The organism is Thermus hydrothermalis (genome assembly GCF_022760925.1).
Classification (GTDB): Bacteria; Deinococcota; Deinococci; order Deinococcales; family Thermaceae; genus Thermus; species Thermus hydrothermalis.
In genome coordinates this window covers 25,441-45,901 of the sequence record NZ_JAKTNT010000010.1, presented here as the reverse complement: position 1 = coordinate 45,901, position 20,461 = coordinate 25,441, and the positions used below count along the sequence as shown (strand labels likewise).

The following is a 20,461-nucleotide window of genomic DNA, read 5'->3' as shown; positions in this document are numbered from 1 at the left end:
GCCCCCCCTTTCACCTCACCACCGCCCCCGGGGGGATATCCCCTTCCACCGTGACCAAGGCGAGCTTCTCCCCTTCCTGGGCCGCCAGGATCATGCCCTGGCTCTCTATGCCCCGAAGCCTGGCGGGCTTGAGGTTCGCCACCAGCACCACCTTCTTGCCCAAGAGCTCCTCGGGCCGGTACCACTGGGCGATGCCCGAAACCACGGTGCGCTCTTCCTTCCCCAGGGAAAGCCGGAGGACCAGGAGCTTGTCCGCATTCGGGTGCTTCTCCGCCGCCACCACCTCCGCCACCCGGAGCTCCACCTTGGCAAAGTCTTCTAGGGCAATCCTTTCCATCCCTTCCTCCTTTTTGGGGGACCTGACCTCCTTGGGGAAGAGGACCGGGGCCTCCTCGGGGATGGGGAGGGGCTCGGCCAGGCCCCACCTTTCCGCCTCCTCGAGGCCTCCGGGCTCCTTAAGCCCCAGGGCCCGCCTAAGCTCCGCCATCTTCTCGGGCATGGCCGGGGTGAGGAGGATGGAGGCGATCCTTAGGCCCTCCACCACCCGGTAGAGCACCGCCTGGGCCGCTTCCTTGTCCTCCTTGTGGAGTTCCCAGGGCTTCTTCTCGTTGATGTAGCGGTTCAAGGCCTTCACGTAGGCCATGGCCTCCTCGAGGGCCACGTGGAACCTAAGCTCCCGCACCAGGCCCCGAAGCCTCTTGGGAAGCTCCGTGCCGTAAGCGAGCTCTTCCCCGGCCGCGGGCTTTGGGATCCGCCCCTCGGCGAAGCGGAAGAGCATGGCCCGGGTACGTTGCACCAGGTTGCCCAGGTCGTCCGCCAGGTCCGCCTCGTACCGGGCCCTCAGGGCCTCCTCGCTCACCGGGGTGTCCTGGCCGTAGGGGATCTCCCGCAGGAGGTAGTAGCGCAGGGCGTCCTTGCCGTAGCGCTCCGCCAGGGAGAAGGGGTCCACCACGTTCCCCAGGGTCTTGCTCATCTTGCGGCCATCGGGCCCGAGCAGATACCCCCCCACGTTCAGGCGGCGGTACATGGGGATGCCCGCCGCCTTGAGCATGGTGGGCCAGAAGACGGCGTGGGGCTTCAGGATGTCCTTGCCGATGAGGTGCCAGGCATGGGGCCAGAAGGTCTGGAAGCGCTCCCCCTCGGGGTAGTCCAGGGCGGAAACGTAGTTCAAGAGGGCGTCAAACCACACGTAGGTCACGTGGTCCTCGTCCCAAGGCAAGGGGATGCCCCAGGGGACCCGGGCCTTGGGCCGGGAGATGGAAAGGTCCCCGATGGGCTCGGAGAGCATGGCCAAGACCTCGTTGCGGTAGCCCTCGGGGCGGATGAGGTCGGGGTGGTCCTGGAGGTAGCCGATAAGCCACTCCCGGTACTTCTCCATGCGGAAGAAGTAGTTCCCTTCCTTCCTCCGCTCCACGGGACGGCCGTGGATGGGGCAAAGCCCCTCCACGAGCTCCTTCTCCGTGTAAAAGCGCTCGCAGGAAACGCAGTAAAGCCCCTCGTACTCCCCGTAGTAGATGTCCCCGGCCTCGTAGACCTTCCTCAGGACGTACTGCACCACCCGCTTGTGCCGCTCCTCCGTGGTGCGGATGAAGTCGTCGTAGGCGATGCCGAGAAGCTCCCAGGCCCTGCGGAACCGCTCGGAAACCCGGTCCACGAAGGCCTTGGGGTCCTCCCCCGCCCGCTCCGCCGCCCGGAAGACGGTTTCCCCGTGCTCGTCCGTGCCGGTGAGGAAAAAGGTCTGGTAGCCGTCCAGGCGGTGCCAGCGGGCCAGGAAGTCCGCCACCACCGTGGTGTAAGCGTGGCCCAGGTGAGGCTCGGCGTTCACGTAGTAGATGGGGGTGGTGATGTAAAAGACCTTCTCCATGCGCCCTCCTCCAAGAAAAAACCGGGGCATGCGCCCCTAGCGCCGGGGCATGCCCTTCATGGGAAGGAGTTTACACCCTAGGGCAGAAGCTCTTCCACCCCCAAGGGCCCGGCCACCAGGGCGCGGGTGGCGAGGCCCAGGAAAAGCCCCGTTTCCACCACCCCGGGGATCTCCAGGAGGGCCCGGTGGAGGCCAAAGGGGTCGCCGATGGGCCCAAAGCGGCAGTCGGCGATGAGGTGGCCGCCGTCGGTGAAGTAGAACTCGTCCCCGTCCATGCGGACTTCAGGCTCCCCCCCAAGCTCGGCGATGGCCCTTAGCGTGGCCCGGTAGCCGAAGGGGACGATCTCCACGGGGACGGGCCCCCGGCCCAGCACCGGCACCCTCTTGGTGTGGTCGGCGATGACGATGAACTCCTTGGCCGTGCGCTCCACGATCTTCTCCCGGAGGAGCGCCCCCCCCATGCCCTTGATGAGGAGGAGGCCAGGGGCGATCTCGTCCGCCCCGTCAATGGCCAGGTCCACCCCTTCCGGGGGGAGGTCCACCAGGGGGATGCCCTCTTTCCGGGCAAGCTCCTCCGTGGCCCGGGAGGTGGGCACCCCCACCACCCCCTTAAGCTCCCCTTCCCTAAGGCGGCGGGCGAGCTCCAAAACGGCGTAGCGGGCGGTGGAACCGGTGCCCAAGCCCACCACCATCCCGTCCTGCACGTAGGCCACGGCGGCGTGGGCCGCCTCCTTCTTGTAGCTCTCCAAAGGGTGTTCCATCAGCTTCCCCTTAGGGCCTTCAGGGCCTCCGCCACCTCGAGGGCGTGCCCCTCGGGGGAAACCTTGCGCCACACCTTGGCGATCCTCCCCTCGGGGTCAATGAGGAAGGTCTGGCGCAAGACCCCTTCCACCTCCTTGCCGTAGAGGTTCTTCTTCCCCCAGGCCCCGTAAAGGGCGATGGCCTGGCGCTCGGGGTCGGCGAGGAGGGGGAAGTTCAGGCCGTACTTCTCGGCGAAGCGCTTGTGGCTCTCCACGTCGTCGGCGGAAACCCCGAGGACCACCGCCCCCAAGGCCTTAAGGCTTCCCATGTGGTCGCGGAAGCCGCAGGCCTCCTTGGTGCACCCTGGAGTGTCGTCCTTGGGGTAGAAGTAGAGGACCACCCACTGGCCGCGGTAATCGGAAAGGCGGTGGATGCGCCCCTCCTGGTCGGGGAGGGCGAAATCGGGGGCTAGGGTGCCTTCCATGCCGGGCATTATAGCTTGTAGCCGAAGCGGCGGAGGAGGTCCTTGCGCCAGGCCACCTCGGCCTCGTCCTCCACCCCCAGGGGCTTAAACCCGTCCATCACCCCCAGGATGGCCCGCTGCTCCCCTTCCTCCGCCACCACCACCTTGAGGGGATTGGCGGTGGCGGCAAAGATGCGCACCACCTCGGGGCAGGCCTTCACCGCATGGAGGACGTTGATGGGGTAAAACCCCTCCCCCAGGACGATGAGGAAGGTGTGCCCCGCCGCCAGGTTCAGGAGGTTTTTCACCGCCAGCTCCACCAAGCCCTCGTCCGTGCCCGAGCGGCGGATGAGGCGCTTGCCGCTCGCCTCGGAGAAGGCGAGGCCGAACTTGATGCCGGGCACGGCGGTCACCAAGGCCTCGTGCAGGTCCTCCACGGTCTTGATGAAGTGGGCCTGGCCCAGGATCACGTTCAGGTTCTCCGGCTTCTCAATGGGGATGAGCTTGAGCTCCATGGGGCCATTTTACCCGTGGCCCAGGCCCCCATGCCGGGGGACTCTCCGGTGTAGCATAGGGGGCATGGACGTCCTGGAGAAGGCCGTGGCCGGGGAGAGGCTTTCGGAAAGGGAGGTCCTGGCCCTCTTTGACCTCCCCCTCCCCGAACTGGCCGCCGCCGCCCACGAGGTGCGGCTCAAGAAGACGGACCCCGAGGTGGTCACCTTCCTCATAGACCGCAACATCAACTACACCAACGTCTGCACCGTGGCCTGCGCCTTCTGCGCCTTCTACCGCACCAAGCGTCAGAAGGACGCCTACACCCTAAGCTACGAGGAGATCGCCAGGAAGGTGGAGGAGCTCTACCAGGTGGGGGGAAAGCGCATCCTCATGCAGGGCGGGGTGAACCCCGACCTCCCCTTGGACTGGTACCTGGACCTCCTCCGCTACCTCAAGGGGCGCTTCCCCGACCTCCGGATTGACGCCTTTAGCCCCGAGGAGATCCTGGGCCTAGAGCGCCTCACGGGCCTTAGGGCCGAGGAAATCTTGGAAAGGCTCAAGGAGGCGGGCCTGGACGGGATGCCGGGGGCGGGGGCGGAGATCCTGGTGGACGAGGTGCGGCAAAAAGCGGCCCCTGCCCGCATCCGGACGGCGGACTGGTACCGCATCGTGGACGCCGCCCAGGCCCTGGGCCTCTACACCCTGGCCAGCATGGTCATCGGATTTGGGGAAGGCCCCAAGGAGCGCACCGCCCACCTCCTGGGCCTCCGCGCCCAGCAGGATAGGGCCCTGGAGCGCCACCAAAACGGCTTCGCCGCCTTCGCCCTTTGGACCCTCCAGGTGGAGCACACCCGCCTCAAGGGCAAGGCCCCGGGGGCCACGGCCCACGAGTACCTGAAGACCTTAAGCATCGCCCGGCTTGCCCTGGACAACTTCGCCCACTTCCAAGCCTCTTGGCCCACCCTGGGCTTCAAGGTGGCCCAGGCCGCCCTGTACTACGGGGCGGACGACTTCGGCAGCACCATGCTGGAGGAGAACGTGGTGTCGGCCGCCGGGGGGCACAACCGCACCCACGCCACGGTGCGCCAGATCGTGCGCCACATCGTGGACGCGGGCTTTAGGCCGGCGGAGCGGGACCCCCTTTACCGCATCCTCCGCTACCCCGACCCCGAGGCCATCCTAAAAGAGCCCGAGCCCCTGGAGCTACCCCTGGCCTAGCCCGTGCGTTTGAGCTTCCCGGTGCGCTTGGCCCAGCGCTCCGCCAGGCCGAACACCCAAAGGCCCAAGGGGATGAAGGCAACCCCCATGAGGAGGAGGACCCCGAGCTCCGGGAGCACCGCCCCCAAGGGGGCCCCCACCAGGTGGCCGGGGGCGGAGTCCGGGTGCGGGATGCCCAGGAGCTTGCGGCTGGCCTCGAGGGCGTAGGTGGCGGGGGAGATGTAGGCCAAGGGCTGGAGCCAGGCAGGCAGGACGGAAACCGGGTAGTAGATGCCGGAAACCAAGAGCAAGACCCCCTGGAGGATGTTGGTGGCCTGGGCCCCGTTTTCCGGGCTCATCACCGGCAGGATGGCGGCCATGAGCCCCAGGCCCATGAAGGCCAGGCTCCCCACCAGAAGCACCACCAACACCCCCCAAAGGTTGGCCCCGGCGAGGTCCAGGTCCACGAAAAGGGCCAGACCCAAAAGAATGACCGCGGTGCGCACCACGCTGTAGAAGGTGGCGAAGAGGCTCACCCCCAAAAGGTGGACCAGGCGGGACACGGGGGCCATAAAGGTGTACTCCAGGGTGCCCTCCCAGCGCTCGTAGGCGATGGAGTTGGCGATCTCCTGGTACATGGCGGAAAGGTAGCTCCAAAGGAGCGCCCCCAGGACCAAGGTGAGGGTGAGGCGGAAATCCCCCTGGGCCACCCCGATGAGGGCGATGGTGGCGGCGTTGACGATGGCGTAAAAGGTGAAGACCACCACCCAGGAGAAGTAGCGCCGCGTCAGGTGGAAGTCGCGGAAGACAAAAGCCCACATGGGCAAGAGGTACTTACGAAGCATCGGTTTCCTCCTCGAGGCCCTCCCCCGTCATGCGCAAGAAGGCCTCCTCCAGGTTCCCGGCCCCGGCCACGGCCTTGAGCTCCTCCACCGTCCCCTCCGCCACCAGCCTTCCCCGCACCAGGAAGCCCACCCGGTGGGCCAGGCGCTCCGCCTCGGCCATGTCGTGGGTGGTGAGGAGGAGGGTGGTGCCCTCCTCCCGTCTGAGCTCCTCCAAAAAGCCCTGCACGTCCCGGCGGCTTCGCGGGTCTAGCCCCGTGGTGGGCTCGTCCAGGAGGAGGAGAGGCGGGCGGATGAGGAGGGCGCGGGCGATGGCTACCTTCTGCTGCATGCCCCGGCTCATCTCCTCCAAGGGGTCGTCAAACCGCCGGGTTTCCAAGCCAAGCCGCTCCAAGATGGCCATGGCCCTCCCTTCCGCCTCCTTGGGGGGGATGCCGTAAAGCTGGGCGGCGAAGAGGAGGTTTTCGCGGGGGGAAAGCTTCTTGTAAAAGGCGGCGTCCACGCTCACCCGGCCAATCCTTTCCCGCACCCGCCGTTCCTCCTGGGGTAAGGAGTAGCCCAGGATGCGCACCCGACCGGCATCGGGCACGAGCAAGGTGGAGAGGATGCGGATCAAGGTGGACTTGCCGGAGCCGTTAGGCCCCAAGAGGGCGTAGGTTTCCCCTTCCGCCACCCGGAAGGAAACCCCTTTCAGCGCCCACTCCTCCTGCCTGCGGCCGAAGGTGGTCTTGCGGAATACCTTGGAAAGGTTTTCTACTTCAATGGCCCACACGCGCGCCTCCTTCAGGCATAACCCTGGAAACCAGCGCACCAGCAGAGGAGGCTAGCGGGGGATCCGGGTACCCTCTAGGGTACCCGGGCAGGCTCTTTGGCGCAAGTCTCAGACCGGCTCTTTCAGGTAAAGCCCTTCCCGGATCTCGGCCAGGAGAGGGCTTAGGGGCTCCCCCCTTTCCAAGGCCCGGATTAGGGCGCTCCCCACCACCACCCCGTCCGCCACCGCCGCCTGGGCGGCCGTGGCCTTGCCGGAAACCCCAAAGCCCACGGCCACGGGCAAGGACGTCTTGGCCCGGATGCGGCGCACCAGGTCCTTTACCTCCTCGGGCAGGCGCTCCCGCTCCCCGGTGACCCCGGTGACGGACACGGCGTAGACGAAGCCCGTGGCGTGGCGGACCACGGTCTCTATCCTTTTTTCCGTGGAGGTGGGGGCGAGAAGGAAAACCGTTTCCAAGCCGATTTCCTGCGCGAGGCGCACCAGGGCGGGGTCCTCGTCGGGGGGGAGGTCGGGCAGGATGAGCCCCGTGGCCCCCGCCCCGTGGAAGAGGCTAAAGAAGCGCTCCGGCCCCCAGGCCAGGACGGGGTTCAGGTAGGTCATGAGGAAGAGGGGCTTGTCCGTGAGGGCCCGCACCTCCTTCACCAGCTCCAAGACCCCTTGCACGCTCATCCCCTTCCTCAGGGCCACCTCGCTCGCCCGCTGGATCACGGGGCCGTCCCCCAGGGGATCGGAGTAGGGCAGGCCGATCTCCAGGAGGTCGGCGAAGGGAAGTACCTCCTTCACCGCCTCCAAAAAGCCCTCCCGGCTGGGGAAGCCGGCGGTGAGGTAGGGGATGAGGGCGGCCCGCCCCTCCCCCTTGGCCTGGGCGAAGGCTTCCTTCGTGGTCATAGCTCCCCTCCAAGGAGGCGCATGGCCTCGGTCACGTCCTTGTCCCCCCGGCCCGAGAGGTTGATGACCACCACCTGGTCCTTCCCCATCTCCGGCACCACCTTGGCGGCGTGGGCGATGGCGTGGGCGGACTCCAGGGCGGGGATGATGCCCTCGAGGCGGGCCAAAAGCTTAAAGCCCTCCAAGGCCTCCTCGTCGGTGACGCTGGCGTACTCGGCGATGCCCATATCGGCGTAGTAGCTGTGCTCCGGCCCCACCCCCGGGTAGTCCAGGCCGGCGGAAACGGAGTGGGCCGGAGTGATCTGCCCGTCGTGGTCGTAGAGGAGGTACATGTAGCTCCCGTGCAAGACCCCCCGCTTCCCCGCCCCGATGCTGGCGGCGTGCCGCCCGCTGGCAAGGCCTTCCCCTGCGGCCTCCACCCCGATGAGCCTGGGCCTTTCCCCCTCGGGCAGGTAGGCGAAGGGGGCGAAAAGCCCGATGGCGTTGGACCCTCCCCCCACGGCGGCGATCAGGGCGTCGGGGTAACGGCCAAAGGTTTCCAGGCTTTGCCGCTTCACCTCCTCCCCGATGACGCTCTGGAAGTCCCGCACCATCATGGGGTAGGGGTGGGGGCCCACCACGGAGCCCAGGATGTAGAAGGTGGTGCGCACGTGGGTGATCCAGTCCCGGATGGCCTCGTTGGTGGCGTCCTTGAGGGTGCGGCTCCCCGCCGCCACCGGCCGCACCTCGGCCCCCAGGAGCTTCATGCGGAAGACGTTTAGGGCTTGGCGCCGCACGTCCTCCTCCCCCATGTAGACCACGCACTCCATGCCGAAGAGGGCGGCCACCGTGGCCACGGAAACCCCGTGCTGTCCCGCCCCCGTTTCGGCGATGACCCGCTTTTTCCCCATGCGCCGGGCGAGGAGGGCCTGGCCCAGGGTGTTGTTGATCTTGTGGGCCCCCGTGTGCAGGAGGTCCTCCCGCTTCAGGTAGACCTGGGCCCCGCCCCAGTACTCCGAAAGCCGTTTGGCGTGGAAAAGGGGCGTGGGCCGGCCGGCGAAGGTCCTCAGGTAGTGCTCCAGTTCCTCCAGGAAAGCGGGGTCCTTTTTGGCCTCGAGGTAGGCGGCCTCCACCTCTTCCAAGGCAGGGATGAGGGTTTCGGGAACGTACCGCCCCCCGTAGGGGCCAAACCGCCCCCGGGGGTCAGGCAAAGGAAAATCCGGCAAGCGTAGCATCTTCACTCTCCAAAAGGCGCCAAGCGCCCAAAGCCTATTTATCCTATCGCCCTCCGCCGACAGGGAAAAGGCCAGGGCCTCGGTAGCGCCCGTGCTTCCTTATTGAAGGCGAAAGGGGTCCTTGCCCGCATAGGCTCAGGGTAGACCGGAAAGGCCCACGGGGCAAGTAGACTTTAGGGCATGGAGCTAGGACACGCGATTCCCGTCCTGGACAAGGGCTTCGTGCGCCTGGTGGACGTGATGGGGGATGACGCCGCCATCGTCCAGGCGGCCCGGGTTTCCTACGGGGAGGGGACCAAGACGGTGCGGGAGGACGCCGCCCTCATTGACTACCTCATGCGCCACCGCCACACGAGCCCCTTTGAGATGGTGGAGTTCAAGTTCCACGTCAAGGCCCCCCTCTTCGTGGCGCGCCAATGGTTCCGCCACCGCACGGCGAGCGTGAACGAGGTTTCCGGGCGCTACTCCGTCCTTAAAGACGAGTTTTACGAGCCTAGGGCCTTCCGCCGCCAGGCCAAGCGGAACAAGCAGGGCTCGGAAGGCGAGCTCGCCGACGAGGAAGCTTTGTCCCTCCTCCTGGAGTCGGAAAGGGAGGCCTACCGGGCCTACGAGAAGCTCTTGGAAAAGGGGGTGGCCCGGGAGATGGCCCGCATGGTCCTCCCCCTAAACCTCTACACGGAGTTCTACTGGAAGCAGGACCTCCACAACCTCTTCCACTTCCTCAAGCTCCGCCTGGCCCCCGAGGCCCAGTGGGAGATCAGGGAGTACGCCAAGGCCATCGCCGAGATCGTCAAGGCCCGGGTGCCCCTGGCGTGGGCCTCCTTTGAGGAGCACGTCCTATACGGGGCCAACCTTTCCCGCACCGAGCTTGCCGCCCTACGGGGGCTTCTCACCCCGGAGCTTTACGAGAAGGCCCTCAGCGCCCTAGGGCTTTCCGGCTCCCGGCTCAAGGAGGCCCTGGAGAAGCTCTTTGGCCCCAGCTAGGCCAAAAGGGCCTCGGGCGCCTTCCCCGTCTTCTCGGCGATGAGGCCCCACAAGGCCTCCTCGGTGAGGATGGGCACGCCCAAGGCGCGGGCTTTCTCCAGCTTGCTCCCGGGGTTTTCCCCCACCACCAGGTAGCTCGTCTTCCGGCTCACCGAGTCCGTGACCTTGGCGCCAAGGCGCCGCAAGAGGGCCTTCACCTCCTCCCGGGGGCGGGAAAGCTCCCCGGTGAGGACAAAGGTAAGCCCTTTTAGCGCCTCTCCCCCCCGTTCCTTGGCCTCCATCTCCACCCCCGCCTCCTTCAGGCGGCGCACCAGGTCACGGAAGGCGGGGTCCCGAAGGGTTTCCCAAATCCCCCGGGCGGTGAGCTCCCCCACCTCCTCCACCTCCAAAAGCTCCTCCAGGGAGGCCTCGAGGAGGCGGTCCATGGTGCCGAAGCGGGCCGCCAGGTTGCGGGCCAGGACCTCCCCCACCCCGGGAAGCCCTAGGGCATAGAGGAGGCGCTCTAGGCCCCGGTGCTTGCTCTCCTCTATCTGGCGGAGGAGGTTATGGGCGCTTTTCTCCCCCATGCGCTCCAGGCCCAAGAGGTCCTCCTTCCTCAGGCGGTAAAGGTCGGCCACGTCCCGGATAAGCCCCTTTTCCAAAAGCTTTTCAATGAGCTTCTCCCCCAGGCCCTGGATGTCCATGGCCTTGCGGGAGGCGTAGTGGCGGATGGCCTCAAAGCGCTTGGCGGGGCACAAGGGGTTGGGACAGCGGTGGACCTTGCCCTCCTTCACCAAGCGGTGGCCGCACTCCGGGCAGCGTTCCGGCCAGACAATGGGCCTTTCCGCCCCGGTGCGCTTCTCCTTTAGGACCCTTAGGACCTCGGGGATCACCCCCCCCGCCTTGTGGACCAGGACCCAGTCCCCGATGCGGATGTCCAACTCCTCTATGTAGCTTTCGTTGTGCAGGGTGACGCGGGACACCTCGCTCCCCTCCAGAAAGACGGGCTCGAGGAGGCCCACCGGGGTCACCCGTCCCGTGCGCCCCACCTGGAAGACCACGTCCAAGAGCCGGGTTTCCTTCTCCTCCGCCGGGAACTTGTAGGCGATGGCGTAACGGGGGGCGCGGGCGGTGTAGCCCAGCTCCCGCCAAAGGGCAAGCTCGTCCAGCTTCACCACCACCCCGTCCGCCTCAAAGGGGAGGGTGCGCCTCTTTTTGAGCCAGTCCTGGTAGACCTGCTCCACCCCCTCGGCCCCAGTGGCCCGGGCGAAGCCGTGCTCCACCGGAAAGCCCTTCTCCTTAAGCCAAAGGAGGAGGTCGTACTGGGTCTTCACGCCGCTTTCCTCCAGGCCAAGCCCCAGGGCGTAAAAGGTGGCCCTCAGGCCCCGCTTGGCGGTGATGCGGGGGTCTTTTTGCCTTAAGGAGCCGGCGGCGGCGTTTCTCGGGTTCTTGAACACCTTCTCCCCCGCCTCCTCCAGCTCCTCGTTGAGGCGGAGGAAGGCCTCTATGGGCATGTAGACCTCCCCCCGCACCTCCAGGCGCTCCGGCACCCCCTGGAGCCTGCGGGGAATGGTGGGGATGGTGAGGAGGTTCTGCGTCACCTCCTCCCCCACCTCCCCATCCCCCCGGGTGGCCCCCCAGACCAGGACCCCTTCCTCGTAGTAGAGGTTCACGGAAAGCCCGTCCACCTTGTGCTCCACGGTGTAAACAAAAGGCCCCTTACGGCCTAAGGCGCGCTCTATCCGCTCCTCAAAGGCTTTCAGCTCTTCATGGTTGAAGGCGTTGTCCAGGGAGTACATGCGGCTTGGGTGGCGGACGGGGCGGAAGGTGGCCTCGAGGGGCCTCGCCCCCACCTGCTCCGTGGGGGAGTCGGGGCTTTTGAGCTCGGGGAAGCGCTCCTCCAGGTCTTTAAGTTCCCGAAGAAGCCGGTCGTACTCGGCGTCGGAGATCTCCGGGTCGTTGAGGACGTAGTACCGGTAGTTGTGGTAGCGGATGAGGTCCCTAAGCTCGTTGATCCGCCTTCTCGCCTCCTCCAGGGTCATGCCTTGAGTTTACCGCCGGGTATAATAGCCCCTGGCGAATAGCCGCAGGAGGTGAGCATGAAACGTGTACTGGCGCTTATTGGGGTTCTAGCCCTGGGCCTAAGCCTGGCCCAGGTGCGGGTGGGCATCGCCTTTGACGCCGGCGGCAAGTTTGACCGCTCCTTCAACCAGTCCGCCTGGGAAGGGGCGCAGAAGGCGGCCAAGGACTTCGGGGTAAAGCTCTTTGACTTTGAGCCCGCCGACCCCTCCCAGGTGGGGCAGGGCATCCGCACCTTCGCCGAGGAGGGCTTTGACCTGGTGATCGGCGTGGGCTTCGCCAACGAGCCCGCCATCACCGCCACGGCCAAGGAGTTCCCCAAGGTGAAGTTCGCCGTGATTGACGCCGTGCCCGGGGAAGGGAAGCTCGCCAACGCCGTGGGGCTCGTGTTCCGCGAGCACGAGGGCAGCTTCCTGGTGGGCTACATCGCCGGCAAGATGAGCCGCACCGGGGTGGTGGGCTTCATCGGCGGCATGGACATCCCCCTCATCCACAAGTTTGAGGCGGGCTTCCGCGCCGGGGCGGAGTACGCCTTCAAGGAGGACAAGATCCAGGGCAAGGTCCTGGTGGGCTACGTGGGGAACACCCCCGCCGCCTGGAACGACCCCGCCAAGGCCAAGGAGATCGCCGCCGCCCAGGTGCGCCAGGGCGCCGACATCATCTACGCCGCCGCGGGTGGTTCGGGCCTCGGGCTCATTGACTACGTGAAGCAGACCAAGTGCCTCAAGGAGGGCGGCAACATCCGCTTCGTGCGCAAGGCGGACCCCTACGCCAAGGTGGCCAAGTACGCCGACTACACCAAGGCCTGCGGCACCGACGGCACCAAGGCCACGCCCCTCTTCTTCATCGGCGTGGACGCCAACCAGAACTACCTGGGCGACACGGACAACAACCCCGCCACCCTCAACCACGGCCTCACCTCCATGATGAAGCGGGTGGACGTGGCCACCTACGAGGTCATCAAGAGCGTGGTGCAGAAGACCTTCAAGGGCGGGGTGCGGGAGTTCGGCCTGAGCAACAACGGGGTGGGCTACGCCCTGGACGAGTACAACAAGGCCCTGATCCCGGCGAGCGTGGTGAGCAAGCTGGAGGTGCTCAAGCAGCAGATCATCAAGGGCCAGCTCAAGGTGCCGGAAACCCGCTAAGGCGGGCCGTGCGAAAAGCCGGGGCTTGCCCCGGCTTTTTGTATACTCCTCCCGTGAAGAAGGCCCTGGTCCTTAAGGACATCACCAAGCGCTTCCCCCTGGTCCTCGCCAACGACCACATCTCCTTGGACCTGGAGTGGGGCGAGGTTTTGGCCCTGGTGGGGGAAAACGGGGCGGGAAAGTCCACCCTCATGAAGATCGTCTACGGCCTCCAGCTCCCGGACGAGGGGGAGATGTGGGTGGACGGCAAGCCCTACCGGCCGAGAAGCCCCCTGGACGCCATCGCCGCCGGCATCGGCATGGTGCACCAGCACTTCATGCTGGTGGAGCCGTTTACGGTGCTGGAGAACCTGGTCCTGGGCCTGGAGCCCGGAAGCCCCCTTTACCTGGACCTCGAGGCGGCAAGGAAGCGCGCCCAAGGCCTCATGGAGGAGCTCGGCTTCCAGGTTCCCTTGGACGAGCGCATTGAAAACCTCCCCGTGGGCCTGCAGCAACGGGTGGAGATCCTCAAGGCCCTTTACCGCGAGGCCAAAATCCTCATCCTGGACGAGCCCACCGCCGTCCTTACCCCCCAGGAGGCGGAGGAGCTTTTCCGCTTCCTCAGGGCCTACGTGGCCCAGGGCAACGCCGCCATCTTCATCAGCCACAAGCTCAAGGAGGTGCTGGCCGTTTCCGACCGGGTCACGGTGATCCGGGACGGGAAGGTGGTGGGCACGGTGCACACCGCGGAAACCTCCCTGGAGGCCCTCGCCCGGATGATGGTGGGGAGGGAGGTGGTCTTGAGGGTGCAAAAGGGCCCGGCCAGACCCGGCGAGGTGGTCTTGGAGCTGGATAACTTCGCCGCCCCGCCCCGGCTCAAGGGGGTGAGCTTCCAGGTGCGGGCGGGGGAGATCGTGGGCATCGCCGGGGTGGAGGGGAACGGCCAGACCGAACTCGTGGAAGCCCTCACCGGCCTCCGCCGCCACCAGGGGGTGGCCCGCTACCTGGGGAAGCCCCTTCCTTCCCTAGCCCGGGCGGTGCGGGAGCTCGGGGTGAGCCACGTCCCCGAGGACCGGCACGCCCGGGGCCTGGTGTTGGACTTCTCCGTGCGGGAAAACGCCATCCTAGGCGACCAGCACAGGCCCCCCTTCCGGGGCTTCCTGGGCTTTCTGGACGGCGAGGCGGTGGAGGCCCACGCCAAGGCCCTGGTGGAGGGGTTTGACGTGCGGCCCCGGTCCACGGAGCTTTCCGCCAGGCGCTTCTCCGGGGGGAACCAGCAGAAGATCGTGGTGGGGAGGGAGCTGCTAAGGAAGCCCCGCCTCCTCGTCGCCGCCCAGCCCACCCGGGGGGTGGACGTGGGGGCCATTGAGTTCATCCACCAGCGCCTCATAGAGGCCCGGGACCAGGGGATGGCGGTGCTCCTCGTTTCCGCCGACCTCTCCGAGGTGCTAAACCTCGCCGACCGGATCCTCGTCATGTACGAGGGGAGGATTGTGGGGGAGCTCTCCCCGGAGGAGGCCACGGAGGAGCGGCTTGGCCTCCTCATGGCGGGCGTTCCCGCCTAGTCCTTAAACTCCCCCGCCACCCTCCCCAAGACCACCACCTCGCCCTTCTCCAGGGCGTAGCGCACCCTCTCCCCCCGTACAAAGCCCTTCTCGTCCCGGCTTTCCACGTTCCCGAAGAGGTAGGCGAAGCCCTCCTTCTCCCGCACCAAGGCCCTGTCCGCCTTGGTGGTGCGCCCGCCTTGGGCGAACTCCACCCCATAAAGCCAAAGCGCCTCCTCGTCCAGGAGGTAGCGGAGGCTTTCCGCCTTGCCCGAAAGGGGCTTTTCCCCTTCCCGCTTGATCTCCAGGGGGCCTTCCAAAAGGGCCTCTCCGGTGTCGTTCTTGTAGCGAAGCCTTCTCCCCTTCACCCGGGTGGCGCCTTCCTCCACGTAGACCTCCCCGGGGGCGGGGTTCACCTCGAGGCGCCCCTCCTCCTCCAGGTACCGGGCGCCCCCCCCGGAGAGGAAAAGGGTTTCCTCGCTCCCCCGCTCCACCACGGCCAAAGGCCCCGTGGCCCGCACCGCTTCCCCCAGGCGCACCTCCACCCCCCTGGGGTCAAAGAGGACGAGGCGGAGGTACCTTTCCCCTTTTCCCTCCCCCGCCCGGCGCAGGCGCAGGAGGTGGGGAAGCCCCTCCTTCGTGTAATCGGGGTTGTAGGCGGCCTCCACCCGGTCCCCTACCTTAAGCCCCTCGTCCACGGCGCTTCCCCCGTCGCGGAAGAAGGCCCGCCCCGCCACCGCCACCTGGGCCTCGCCCAAGGCCTCCAACACCCCCACCATTAGGTCCCCGTAGTCGGCGTAGAAGAGGCTATCCTCCTCCCCGCTCACCCAGGCCACCACCTTCTTGTCCTTGCGGACGAGCTCCACCTCGGGGCGGAAGGCCTCCTGGGCCAGGGCGAGAAGGAGGAAGAGGGCGAGGCCCAGGAGGAAAGGGCGCATCACTTCTCCCCGAGCTTTTTAAACTCCTCGGTGGGCAGGCGGAAGGTCCGGCCATAGACCCGCACCTGGTGGCGGTTCACGTTGTGGAGGAGGGTGCTTCCGGAAAGCTTGAAGCCTTCCTTCTTGTTCTCGCTCAAAGCCGGCTTCCCCAAGACGATGGCCTCCCCGGTGGTGTCGTCGTAGTAGAGGCTATCCCCCACCGTGACCAGGTCCCCGTCCACCAGGCGCACCCCCCCCGTGGCGATGAGGCGCTTGGAGCCGGTGAGGCTCCGCACCTCCTTGGCCCGGATGACCAGGTCCCCGTCCTTGCGCTTGCGGACGAGGACCACCTCCTTGGGGTCCGTGAAGACGGCGAGGCCCTTTTCCTCCTCATAGTAGACGAAGCCGGCCCGCCCTTCCTGGTTGCCGCTTCTGAGGAGGGCGTTTTCGCTGGTGGAGGTGTCCGTGTCCACCTGGAAGGTCATGCGGCTCGCCTCCACCTCCACGGGGTCCTCCCCGGGCTTGGGCTCCTGGCGCATGCGGGCGGGCCCCAAGAGCTCCCCCTCCCCCGTCTTCTCCCGGTAGACCAATACGGGCCCCCGGGCCTCCACCCGGCCCCGGCGCACCACCACGCCCCCTTCAAACCGGGCCTCCCTTTCCCCTTCCGCCTCCTGCATGGTCTTGCCCTTGGGAGCGGTGAGGGTGGCCTTGGGGGCCTGGATCTGGAGGTCCTTGACCCGCCCTTTCACCTCCCCCTCAAAGGTCCAGGGGCCATAGCGCAGGTCCCCGGAGAGCCTGCCGCCTTCCACCTGAATGACCCGCACGCCCGAAGCCGCTAGGGCCAAACCGAGAAGGGCCAACGCCGCCATTTTTCTCATGAGCTACCTCCTTTTACGGTGCAGGGACCAAAGCTTCCCCCTGCGGGGAAGGAAAACCTTGGGTTTTGCGCCTCGAGGCGCTCCAAGGCGAAGTCCGAGCGGAAGGCCTCCGCCTCGCCCCTGAGGTTCGGGGCCTCTATCCGCACCCAGGGGGCGAAGAAGCCTTCCTTCTGCCGGATGAGGACCTCCCCCTTGCCCGGGGCGGAAAGGGCCAGGCGGTAGCAACCCCTTAGGATCTCCACCTCGGCGTAGGGGGCGCGCAGGTTGTCCCCAGGCTCCACCACCACCTCGGGCGCTTTCAGCCTGAGGTCCAGACGCCCCCCCACGTACCGCTCCCCAAAAAGCCCCCCCCGGATGCGGAACACCCCGCCCTCCTCCACCATCTCCTCCGCCTGGAAGCGCCACTTCACCCCTTCCTCCTCGGGGAAGAGCCAGAGCTCCACCCCCTGAAGGCGCACCCCTGGGGCCGGGGAAGGCCCGGAAGGCCCGGGGCGAACCCAAAGGAAGAGGAGGAAGAGGACCAGGGCGAGGGGGAGGAGGTACCGCACCACGCCCCTCACCCTAACGAAAAGCCTTTGAGAAGGATGACAAGGCCCTTTACCCCAGGACATCCCGCGGGTTCCCCCGCACCTTGAGGTTCACCCAGGTCTTGCGCAGGCGGAGGAGGGCCTTCAAGGGGCGGTAGAGGGGGGAGAGGGGCAGGGTGTAGGCGGGAAACTGCACCCTCTTCCCGCCAAAGCCTTCCTTGAAGCGCCAGATCCCCTCGGCGTGGCTCCCTTCAGGGGTCCGGGGGACGCCCCAAAGGTCGTAGATGCGGTAGCCCCGGGCGATGCCGTGGCGGATGGCCATCAGGTGCATCCCCATGGGGGCTTTGGCCTCGGGATGGTGGCGGCTACTCCCCCCATAGAGGTAGTCCACCTTCCCCGCAAACCCCACGAAAAGCCCCGCCGCCAAGGGCTCGCCCTCCTTGGCGGCCAGGGCGAGGAAGGCCTCCCCCAAGGGCTGGTTCATCTCCCTTAGTACCGCCCGGTAGTACGCTTCCGAATGTTGCAGAAGCTTCGCCCGCCGGTTCGTTTCCTCAAAAAGGCGGAAGAACTCGGGGAAAGCCTCCTCCCCCGCCACGAAAAGCTCGGTGCGCTTCTGCGCCAGGCGGGCGTTGCGGCGGTGCATCTCCTTCATGCCCTTGAGCAAGGCCTCTTCCCCCTGGGTGAGGTCCAGCCAAAGGGAGTACCCGGGCTGGATGGGCTCTTCCGGCAAGAGACCAGAAAAGGCGGGAGGCGTCTCCTCCGCCAAAAGGCCCGCCTCCGGCTCCAGGACCAGGTGGGTGCCCCTCACCCCTTGGGCCAGGGCCCGGGCCACCTGGGGGAGGTCGGCGAGGCGCCACAGGGCCGGGCCCCGGGGGGCGTAGGCCAGGCGAAGCCCCCCGGGAAGGCGTTTCAGGAGGACCTGGGCCGCCCCCAAAAGCCTATCCCCCTCGTACACGGCGAAGCGCTTGGGCTCCCAGCCGGAAAACCGCTTCACCTCCCCCCAGCCAAAGGACTGGAGGGCGCTCGTGATGGGGAAGCCGGAAACCAACCGGTTCCAGGCCTCGGGTTCGTGAACCTCCGCTAGCTCGGCCATCCCCTAAGCGTAAAGGGTTTCCGCCAGTTCCTCCAGGAGGCCATCCCCCTCCAGGGGGAGGCGCCCCGCCCTCAGGTACTCCTGGAGAAGCGGGGCGAAACGAGGGTCCCCCGCCCGGGCGGCCCGCTCCTTCAGGGAAAGGAGGGGCCAGCCGTAGGCCAGGTGGCCCAGGATATCGTAAAGGTCGTACTCCCCCGGCACCAGGCGGCGCAAAAGGGCCTCGGTCCAGCCCTTGGCCACCAGGTTGGCGAGGAGGGCGCGGCGGCTTTGCGCCTTGCGCCAAAGGAGGCGGAAGCGCTCCTCCTCGGGCAGGGCCTGCCGAAGCCTCTCCCCCACCTCCTCCAAGGTGCCTACCCGCTCGCCCCCGGGGAGGAGGTAACCCTCCCGGGAGAGGAGGCTTTCCACCGCCTGCTTGAGCCGGCGCCCGCTGATGGGCTTTTCCAGGAAAAGGTCGGCCCCCAAAGCCCGGCTTGGCCCCTCCAGCTCCCCTCCCCCTCCGGTGAACATGATGACGGGCACCCGGCTCAGGCGGCGCACGGCCCGGATGCGGCCCAACAGGGTAAGGCCGTCCATGTCCGGCATCATGATGTCCAGGAGGATGAGGTCAGGGGTTTCCTTCCGCAGGAACTCCAAGGCGTCCTTGGCTGAGGCGGCCAAGACTACCTCGTGGCCCGAGCCGGAAAGGACCACCTCGAGGAGGTGACGGATGCGGGGGTCATCGTCCACCACGAGAAGCCGCGCCACGAAGGCCATGCTACGCCAGCCCTTTTTCCCCTGTCCAGGGTGCCTGTACCATGGAGGGCATGAGGATCGCCTTCCAGGGCACCGAAGGGGCGTACAGCGAGGAAGCCCTCCTCAAGACCTTCCCCGGCGCCACCCCCGTGGGCTTCCCCACCTTTCACCAGGTCTTTGAGGCGGTGGAGGCGGGGGAAGTGGAGCTCGGCGTGGTGCCCGTGGAAAACACCACCGCCGGCAGCATCAACCAGACCTACGACCTCCTCCTGGAAAGCGACCTCCACGTGGTGGGGGAGATCGTCCACCGGGTGGAGCACTGCCTTCTCGCCCCTAAGGGCACCGAGCTGAAAGACCTTAAAGCGGTGAAAAGCCACCCCCAGGCCCTGGCCCAGTGCGACGGCTTCCTGGCCCGGCTCCGCCTCACCCCCATCCCCGTCTACGACACCGCAGGGGCGGCCAGGGCCCTGGCGGAAAGCCCCGAGCCCGGGGTGGGGGCCATCGCCTCGAGGCGGGCGGCGGAGCTCTATGGCCTCACCGTCCTGGCGGAAAACATTGAGGACTACTCCCACAACTACACCCGCTTCTTCGTCATCGGCCGCGAGGAGGCGCAAAAGGGGGAAGGCCCCCACAAGACGAGCATCGTCTTCGCCGTGCGCCACCGCCCCGGGGGGCTTTTGGAGGCCTTGCAGGTCTTCGCTGAGGCCGGGGTGAACCTCACCAAGCTGGAGTCCCGGCCCCGGCGGGACAAGCCCTTTAGCTACCTCTTCTACCTGGACCTGGAAGGCCACCTGGAAGACCCTGGGCCCGCCCAGGCCCTTTTGGGTCTCCTCCGCCGGGCGGCCTTCCTAAAGGTCCTGGGCTCCTACCCCGCCTACAGGAACGGCGCCTAGCCCGGGCGGACGTCCACCACCTTTTCCCCGGCGGCCTGGAGCCGCTTGGGCACCCCTTCCACGTCCTCCCCCACCACCCGCATCACCAGGCGCTGGTAGCCCTGGAGGTGGGCAGCGGTGGCGATGGAAACGATGTTGGCCGGGGGCACCGCCTGGGCCATCTGGGCAAGCGCCCCGGGAACATCGGGGATGTCCACGGTGATGCGGAGGCCCCCAAGCTTCAGGCCCAAGACCTCAATGAAGGCCCGGAGCACGTCGGTCACGGTGATGATGCCCACGAGCCCATCTCCCTCCATCACCGGCAGGCCCCCGATCTTCCGCTCCTCCATGAGGAGGGCCGCCTTCTCCAAAGGCTCGTCCGCCCCCACGGTGACCACGGGCTTGGCCATCACCTCCTCCACGGTGAGCTTGGAGAGGAGGTAGTTCATCTCCCACACCGAGAGGGTGGTGGCCTTGGAGGGCATGGCGTCCTTGAGGTCCTTGTCCGTCACCAAGCCCACGAGCTTCCCGTCCTTCACCACGGGCAGGCGCCGGAAGCCCTTTTGCTTCAGCAGGTTGATGGCCTCCAATACGGGGGTGTCGGGGCTTACCGTGAGGGGGTCCTTGGTCATCCAGTCCCGGACCAGCATCTTTAACCTCCTTTCATCTCCAGATTAGCCTAGGGTCAAAGGAAAAATGTCCCCGCCCATTAGGCGGGGAGAATAGCGTGTGGCTTTACCTCAGGGTCGCCCCAAGCACCGCACGGCTATGGCTGCTGCCACCTCCGAAGGGGTAAAAGTACTCCCCGTCCAGGAAAATGCCTGTCCTGGGGTCTAGCAGCAACTCAACCCCCAAGGAAAGGTGAAGGCCAAGGTCGCTATTCTGGGCGAACCGCCCGGCAAGGCCCCCACCAAAGTAGGGCCTAATCCCCCGGAGGTCCCGGTCCAACTCGCCCAGATCCGGCTTAAAAAGGAGCTCGCCGCCCACCAGGAAAGTCGGCCCGCCAGGAAAGAGGTCCACGAAGCCCCGGAAGGCCAGGTTCCGCTCCAAGGGGGCCTCGAGGCCGAACCCGAGCCCCGCAGGGGGCAAGGAGAGCCGGAAGGAAACCGCCCGCTGGGCAAAGGCCAAGGAACCCAACACCAGCAATAGCACCAACCCTAAAGCTTTGCGCATACCTCTCACCTCCAAGGAGTATCCTACCCCCCACCCCCTCAAGGGGAAAGGGAGCCTTCTCTCACCTTGGCCTAACCGGAAGG

General features: G+C 66.7%; 21 protein-coding genes. 5 read left to right on the top strand and 16 right to left on the bottom strand.

All coding sequences use genetic code 11. The annotated features are described in order from the left end of the window. Positions 1-10: 10 nt before the first annotated feature. The 4 genes from metG to L0C60_RS07625 all read right to left on the bottom strand — a co-directional run bounded on the left by metG (position 11) and on the right by L0C60_RS07625 (position 3,583). Complete coding sequence (metG, locus tag L0C60_RS07640; protein ID WP_234505718.1) at positions 11-1,864, bottom strand: methionine--tRNA ligase; 1,854 nt, start codon at positions 1,862-1,864, stop codon at positions 11-13. A 77-nt stretch (positions 1,865-1,941) separates the two neighbouring features. Beyond that, positions 1,942-2,625, bottom strand: coding sequence for a ribose-5-phosphate isomerase RpiA (gene rpiA, locus L0C60_RS07635; RefSeq protein ID WP_234505716.1), 684 nt, complete (start codon positions 2,623-2,625; stop codon positions 1,942-1,944). Further along, positions 2,625-3,098: a thioredoxin-dependent thiol peroxidase gene (gene bcp / locus L0C60_RS07630; RefSeq protein ID WP_234505713.1), complete on the bottom strand. Its 474-nt coding sequence runs from the start codon at positions 3,096-3,098 to the stop codon at positions 2,625-2,627. The genes rpiA and bcp overlap by 1 nt, the downstream gene beginning before the upstream one ends. Continuing rightward, entirely contained in the window at positions 3,098-3,583 is a 486-nt protein-coding gene (locus L0C60_RS07625) for an adenosine diphosphatase (protein WP_234505710.1), read from the bottom strand. The genes bcp and L0C60_RS07625 overlap by 1 nt, the downstream gene beginning before the upstream one ends. A 64-nt stretch (positions 3,584-3,647) precedes the next feature. Between L0C60_RS07625 and mqnC the strand changes: the two genes are divergently transcribed. Next, complete coding sequence (mqnC, locus tag L0C60_RS07620) at positions 3,648-4,781, top strand: cyclic dehypoxanthinyl futalosine synthase (RefSeq protein ID WP_234505707.1); 1,134 nt, start codon at positions 3,648-3,650, stop codon at positions 4,779-4,781. On the opposite strand, the gene L0C60_RS07615 is transcribed toward mqnC, so the two are convergent. From L0C60_RS07615 to trpB, 4 genes are all read right to left on the bottom strand, one after another. Then, positions 4,778-5,605, bottom strand: a complete 828-nt coding sequence (locus tag L0C60_RS07615; RefSeq protein ID WP_234505704.1) for an ABC transporter permease — start codon at positions 5,603-5,605, stop codon at positions 4,778-4,780. The genes mqnC and L0C60_RS07615 overlap by 4 nt on opposite strands. Next, the gene (locus L0C60_RS07610; protein ID WP_234505702.1) at positions 5,595-6,374 is read right to left on the bottom strand and encodes an ABC transporter ATP-binding protein; all 780 of its coding nucleotides are present in this window, start codon (positions 6,372-6,374) and stop codon (positions 5,595-5,597) included. The genes L0C60_RS07615 and L0C60_RS07610 overlap by 11 nt, the downstream gene beginning before the upstream one ends. Positions 6,375-6,482: 108 nt before the next feature. Further along, positions 6,483-7,262, bottom strand: a complete 780-nt coding sequence (gene trpA, locus L0C60_RS07605) for a tryptophan synthase subunit alpha (RefSeq protein WP_234505699.1) — start codon at positions 7,260-7,262, stop codon at positions 6,483-6,485. Continuing rightward, positions 7,259-8,476: a tryptophan synthase subunit beta gene (trpB, locus tag L0C60_RS07600; RefSeq protein WP_234505696.1), complete on the bottom strand. Its 1,218-nt coding sequence runs from the start codon at positions 8,474-8,476 to the stop codon at positions 7,259-7,261. Before trpB ends, trpA begins: the two co-directional genes overlap by 4 nt. A gap of 180 nt (positions 8,477-8,656) precedes the next feature. On the opposite strand from trpB, the gene thyX reads away from it, so the two are divergent. Beyond that, positions 8,657-9,460, top strand: a complete 804-nt coding sequence (gene thyX / locus L0C60_RS07595) for an FAD-dependent thymidylate synthase (protein WP_234505693.1) — start codon at positions 8,657-8,659, stop codon at positions 9,458-9,460. Here the strand turns inward: thyX and ligA are convergent. Continuing rightward, positions 9,457-11,481: an NAD-dependent DNA ligase LigA gene (ligA, locus tag L0C60_RS07590; protein WP_234505689.1), complete on the bottom strand. Its 2,025-nt coding sequence runs from the start codon at positions 11,479-11,481 to the stop codon at positions 9,457-9,459. The genes thyX and ligA overlap by 4 nt on opposite strands. 57 nt (positions 11,482-11,538) lie before the next feature. On the opposite strand from ligA, the gene L0C60_RS07585 reads away from it, so the two are divergent. After that, positions 11,539-12,663, top strand: a complete 1,125-nt coding sequence (locus L0C60_RS07585; protein WP_234505687.1) for a BMP family lipoprotein — start codon at positions 11,539-11,541, stop codon at positions 12,661-12,663. Positions 12,664-12,716: 53 nt separating this feature from the next. Beyond that, positions 12,717-14,207 carry an ABC transporter ATP-binding protein gene (locus L0C60_RS07580; RefSeq protein ID WP_234505683.1) on the top strand — a complete coding sequence of 497 codons (1,491 nt, stop codon included), beginning with the start codon at positions 12,717-12,719 and terminating at the stop codon, positions 14,205-14,207. Here the strand turns inward: L0C60_RS07580 and L0C60_RS07575 are convergent. Genes L0C60_RS07575 through L0C60_RS07555 form a run of 5 tightly spaced genes read right to left on the bottom strand, consistent with a single transcriptional unit; the run spans position 14,204 to position 18,354 of the window. After that, a complete protein-coding gene (locus L0C60_RS07575) occupies positions 14,204-15,124 on the bottom strand; it encodes a hypothetical protein (protein WP_234505681.1) in 921 nt (306 codons plus the stop codon). The two genes, L0C60_RS07580 and L0C60_RS07575, sit on opposite strands and share 4 nt — an antisense overlap. Then, complete coding sequence (locus L0C60_RS07570; RefSeq protein WP_234505678.1) at positions 15,124-15,981, bottom strand: LptA/OstA family protein; 858 nt, start codon at positions 15,979-15,981, stop codon at positions 15,124-15,126. Before L0C60_RS07570 ends, L0C60_RS07575 begins: the two co-directional genes overlap by 1 nt. After that, entirely contained in the window at positions 15,978-16,532 is a 555-nt protein-coding gene (locus tag L0C60_RS07565; RefSeq protein WP_234505675.1) for a hypothetical protein, read from the bottom strand. Before L0C60_RS07565 ends, L0C60_RS07570 begins: the two co-directional genes overlap by 4 nt. A 46-nt stretch (positions 16,533-16,578) precedes the next feature. Further along, positions 16,579-17,601: a lipid II:glycine glycyltransferase FemX gene (locus L0C60_RS07560; protein WP_243092642.1), complete on the bottom strand. Its 1,023-nt coding sequence runs from the start codon at positions 17,599-17,601 to the stop codon at positions 16,579-16,581. Positions 17,602-17,604: 3 nt separating this feature from the next. Continuing rightward, the gene (locus L0C60_RS07555) at positions 17,605-18,354 is read right to left on the bottom strand and encodes a response regulator (RefSeq protein WP_234505668.1); all 750 of its coding nucleotides are present in this window, start codon (positions 18,352-18,354) and stop codon (positions 17,605-17,607) included. Positions 18,355-18,404: 50 nt separating this feature from the next. On the opposite strand from L0C60_RS07555, the gene pheA reads away from it, so the two are divergent. After that, entirely contained in the window at positions 18,405-19,226 is an 822-nt protein-coding gene (gene pheA / locus L0C60_RS07550; RefSeq protein ID WP_234505665.1) for a prephenate dehydratase, read from the top strand. On the opposite strand, the gene L0C60_RS07545 is transcribed toward pheA, so the two are convergent. Beyond that, on the bottom strand, positions 19,223-19,855 hold the full coding sequence (locus tag L0C60_RS07545) for a CBS and ACT domain-containing protein (protein ID WP_234505663.1): 633 nt from the start codon (positions 19,853-19,855) through the stop codon (positions 19,223-19,225). The two genes, pheA and L0C60_RS07545, sit on opposite strands and share 4 nt — an antisense overlap. Before the next feature lie 85 nt (positions 19,856-19,940). After that, on the bottom strand, positions 19,941-20,378 hold the full coding sequence (locus L0C60_RS07540) for a hypothetical protein (protein ID WP_234505660.1): 438 nt from the start codon (positions 20,376-20,378) through the stop codon (positions 19,941-19,943). Positions 20,379-20,461 lie beyond the last annotated feature (83 nt).

Coding starts and splice junctions, on each gene's coding strand:
- thyX (WP_234505693.1), top strand. CDS start 8,657: ATGGAGCTAGGACACGCGATTCCCGTCCTGGACAAGGGCTTCGTGCGC.
- L0C60_RS07625 (WP_234505710.1), bottom strand. CDS start 3,583: ATGGAGCTCAAGCTCATCCCCATTGAGAAGCCGGAGAACCTGAACGTG.
- ligA (WP_234505689.1), bottom strand. CDS start 11,481: ATGACCCTGGAGGAGGCGAGAAGGCGGATCAACGAGCTTAGGGACCTC.
- L0C60_RS07585 (WP_234505687.1), top strand. CDS start 11,539: ATGAAACGTGTACTGGCGCTTATTGGGGTTCTAGCCCTGGGCCTAAGC.
- mqnC (WP_234505707.1), top strand. CDS start 3,648: ATGGACGTCCTGGAGAAGGCCGTGGCCGGGGAGAGGCTTTCGGAAAGG.
- rpiA (WP_234505716.1), bottom strand. CDS start 2,625: ATGGAACACCCTTTGGAGAGCTACAAGAAGGAGGCGGCCCACGCCGCC.
- L0C60_RS07570 (WP_234505678.1), bottom strand. CDS start 15,981: ATGAGAAAAATGGCGGCGTTGGCCCTTCTCGGTTTGGCCCTAGCGGCT.
- trpB (WP_234505696.1), bottom strand. CDS start 8,476: ATGCTACGCTTGCCGGATTTTCCTTTGCCTGACCCCCGGGGGCGGTTT.
- L0C60_RS07545 (WP_234505663.1), bottom strand. CDS start 19,855: ATGCTGGTCCGGGACTGGATGACCAAGGACCCCCTCACGGTAAGCCCC.
- metG (WP_234505718.1), bottom strand. CDS start 1,864: ATGGAGAAGGTCTTTTACATCACCACCCCCATCTACTACGTGAACGCC.
- L0C60_RS07560 (WP_243092642.1), bottom strand. CDS start 17,601: ATGGCCGAGCTAGCGGAGGTTCACGAACCCGAGGCCTGGAACCGGTTG.
- L0C60_RS07555 (WP_234505668.1), bottom strand. CDS start 18,354: ATGGCCTTCGTGGCGCGGCTTCTCGTGGTGGACGATGACCCCCGCATC.
- trpA (WP_234505699.1), bottom strand. CDS start 7,262: ATGACCACGAAGGAAGCCTTCGCCCAGGCCAAGGGGGAGGGGCGGGCC.
- L0C60_RS07540 (WP_234505660.1), bottom strand. CDS start 20,378: ATGCGCAAAGCTTTAGGGTTGGTGCTATTGCTGGTGTTGGGTTCCTTG.
- L0C60_RS07575 (WP_234505681.1), bottom strand. CDS start 15,124: ATGCGCCCTTTCCTCCTGGGCCTCGCCCTCTTCCTCCTTCTCGCCCTG.
- bcp (WP_234505713.1), bottom strand. CDS start 3,098: ATGCCCGGCATGGAAGGCACCCTAGCCCCCGATTTCGCCCTCCCCGAC.
- L0C60_RS07615 (WP_234505704.1), bottom strand. CDS start 5,605: ATGCTTCGTAAGTACCTCTTGCCCATGTGGGCTTTTGTCTTCCGCGAC.
- pheA (WP_234505665.1), top strand. CDS start 18,405: ATGAGGATCGCCTTCCAGGGCACCGAAGGGGCGTACAGCGAGGAAGCC.